Here is a 3,416-nt window from a genome sequence, read left to right on the forward strand (position 1 = left end):
TTACGGCGGCTAGTTAAAGTATCGTGTAATGCGTTGCTAGCCACTTAGCAGGGCGTTATACGCCAGATGAAGAAAGTCTAAAATTTTAGGGCAATATTCCGGATTTTCGGTGTTAAATTCAGGTGTTTCTCGCCACAAATTTTAGTTTCGTTTTTCTGATTCTTGGTTCAGTTCTGGCCTGTCATTTGTCGATAATTTTCTTCTTTGATGCTGATAGCGTGGGGCAAAACGAGGCGATAGTTTTCGCTGAAACTCAGCCTTGTGGTTTTATCTTTCTAAAAGCCGATTTACTCGCTGAAAGGCCGCTTTTTCTGGTGTGGTGAGTTCACGTGGTTTCAGTGAGTTTGTTGAAAGATCTCATTGTGAAATTGTCGTTCCAAAAGCATTTGTTGGTGTTGCCTGTCTGTTTTCTGCGGCGTTGGTAGTTCCAAGTGGTTTCAGTGGCAAGTTGCTGTCAGTCTAAGCCTGACTTAAGTGCATCAAAGCACATAAAGATCATGGTTTCAAAATCGGGTCTGGCATAGAATTTTGGCTTTAACGATCGTGCGTATAACAAGCGTTTAAGAGGGATTTGGCACGCGTGGCATTTTTAGTATGCGTTGGGTTCAGTGTTTAAGGCACTGTGCGGTAGCTTTTGTATTGCGTGCCTGCACCCCTTAACGCGGCGTTAATAAGCTACTGTTAACGAGTGCTTCTTGGGCTAGTAGTCCTTTAGTCGTTGTTGGTCTTTCTGTTTCAATTCTAGGTGTTTAGCATGCTTTAAGTCCGTTAGTTTCTTTGGTGTAAGTGCCATTTGAAATCATCGAAAGCGCTAATATGCCAGCAACCAACTTCGCTCTCAAAAGTTCATCGTTGTGGCAATTAACTGTCCGTAACTTTAGCGGGTGGCCTGTTCTCTGTTACATCAGTTTTGCTACGCGCTAGATTGGTTTTTCTGGAAAGTAAAGTGGGGCGGCAGCCAACAAAAATTGGGTTGGTTTGTGGTGTTCAGTTCAGTGGTTTGTTGGGGTCTAGAGCGCGCGGAAAGTACTTTATTAACAATCTGCTTAAGACGGACTGCCAACGCGGGGCGAATTTACTTCAAAGTTTGTTCTGTGTTTACGGTGGCTTGTTAACGTTTTATGGTATGTTGTCAGCCACTTAGCAGGGCGTTAATAAGCTACTGTTAACGAATAGTTTTTTTGATATGTAGTCTTTCAATGGCTGTACCTTTTTCGGCACAAATTCTCTTTCTCAGCGCGCTCTGAGTTCTCAAGTTTCTTTGACGTAAATGCCATTTGAAAGCATCGAAAGCGCTAATATGCCAACAACCATCATCGCTCTCATGAGTTCACCGCTGTGGCAATTAACTGTCCGTCACTTCAGTGGGTGGCCCGCTCTCTGCCACTCTGTTTTTTCTACCCGCTGAAACAGGTTTTCTGGAAATATCGGTGGGTCAGTAGCCAATAAGAATCTGGTTGGTTTGTACTGTTGAGTTCGGTGGGTTGTTTGGGTCTAGAGCGCGCGGAAAGTACTTTATTAACAAAGTGTTCAAGCTGGATTCTCAACGCTCGGCGGTTTTGGTTGCAAATTTTAGTGCAGTGATTAAGGTGGCTTTATTAAGTGTCGTGGTGCGTTGCTCACCACTTAACACAGCGTTATAAGCCTTTATCGGATGTAGGCAAATATGGAAACAGAAAGATTAAGGTTAGTTCCGCCTTCGATGGAGCTTCAGCCATTGATGCTGGAAGCAATACTAGAAAGTCAAAATGAGCTAGGTGTGTATTTACCGTGGGTTAAATATGCTTTGACTGAATCTGAATCAATAGAGAATACAAAGCAGGCTATTAGTAACTTCGAAAATTTCGAAGGTGAACTGCGCTATTCACTCTTAGATAAAAATACACATGACTTCATCGGCGCAATTGGTTTAATAATTCGGGACAAAGACGTTCCTTATTTTGAAATTGGGTATTGGTTACGTAGCTCATGCGTAGGGCATGGCTTCATCGTAGAAGCGGTTAAAGCACTAGAAACTTACGCATTTGTAGAACTCAAGGCCAATAGATTGGAAATTAAGGCAGCCGTGGAAAATGTAAAGAGTCGAGCTGTTGCAGAGAGATGTGGGTATGTTTTTGAAGGTATATTACGCAATGATCGAAAGCTCCCGTCAGGTCAGCTAAGTAGCACAGCCGTGTACTCGAAAACAGGCTTATAACAAACTGCTTAAGACGGACTATCAACGCTCGGCAATTTTTGTTTTAGTTTGGTACAGTGTTTACGGCGGCTAGTTTAAGTATCGTGGTTTGCGTTGCTAGCCACTTAGCAGGGCGTTATGTGCACCACCAACTCCAACCTTTAAGAATAGTAATCAGAGTAATGCTTCGTTAGCTCAGCATCCAATTTGATAATATCTTTTACTACGGAAATATTTGATTTTAAGTCAGTCCCTACGAAATCACTGTACGCAAAAATATTAAAAGTGCTTTCCATCGTTCCTAAACGGTTGAGTAACTCAAGCAAAGTATCGTCAGAGCTATTTACTACAGCAGAGGAGCTTCTTATCTTGTGGTTTAGCATTTCAAATGATATGCGAATGTAATCGCTTAAGTTAGGTTGTTGGTTAATGATATGTCGGTTGTGACTAGCATTAGTTGTTAGCGATATTGGCGAGTTCTTCTTAATGTTTTCTAGAGCTATAGTTAACTCTTCATCATTGAACGCCCGCATGGATTTGTACTCTGGGTTATTATTTTGAATTTGGAACTCACTAGAAATCACTTCAATAATGTCACCTAAAATAAATTTGGTTTCCGCTAAAAGGTTGTGAAGCATAGGTTTCATTTTCTTTGCATTTCGTTGCTCGACACGATAAACGACTAAATAGAAGAAAATGTAGCTGACAATGTAACCGATACATAAATTGAAAATTATTGCATTGTTTTTGATATACGCTCGAATGCATTTAAAAACCGAGTTACTATCGTGTATAGCCCAAGATGATGAATCGGAAAATACCAATAAAAATAAAGCTGGTAGCATAAGTGTAGATATTAAGCTGTTCTCAACGAAAAAATGGAACTTTCCTAGCAGATATTTACATAAGCGTCGTTTGTAGTTGCCACACCAAAACCTGATGTAGCCACCTAAGTGCTTTATTGGGTGTTCTTCTTCTGAAAATATTTCTTTAATGTGCTTTATGTGGGTCTTTATCATAGCCTAACTCCGTTTTAATGGTATGCAATTCTACTGTGTATCATGTGCACATAACAAGGCGTTTAAGACGGATTCCCAACGCTTTGCATTTTCGGTTTGATTCTGCTTTAGTGTTTACGGCACAATGGTTTAGGTGTGGTGGTCTGCGTTGCTCACCACTTAACGCGGCGTTAGCTAGTGTTTAAAGAAACTAAGGGCTTAAGTGCTCATGAATACGGGGT

Annotated in this window: 2 protein-coding genes; one reads left to right on the forward strand and one right to left on the reverse strand. The window is 41.1% G+C overall.

The annotated features are described in order from the left end of the window. Positions 1-1,666 precede the first annotated feature (1,666 nt). Positions 1,667-2,197, forward strand: coding sequence for a GNAT family N-acetyltransferase (locus APB76_RS18080; RefSeq protein ID WP_054963638.1), 531 nt, complete (start codon positions 1,667-1,669; stop codon positions 2,195-2,197). A 140-nt stretch (positions 2,198-2,337) separates the two neighbouring features. On the opposite strand, the gene APB76_RS18085 is transcribed toward APB76_RS18080, so the two are convergent. Continuing rightward, a complete protein-coding gene (locus APB76_RS18085) occupies positions 2,338-3,195 on the reverse strand; it encodes a hypothetical protein (RefSeq protein WP_054963639.1) in 858 nt (285 codons plus the stop codon). Positions 3,196-3,416: the final 221 nt, after the last annotated feature.

Source organism: Vibrio bivalvicida, from assembly GCF_001399455.2.
Classification (GTDB): domain Bacteria; phylum Pseudomonadota; class Gammaproteobacteria; order Enterobacterales; family Vibrionaceae; genus Vibrio; species Vibrio bivalvicida.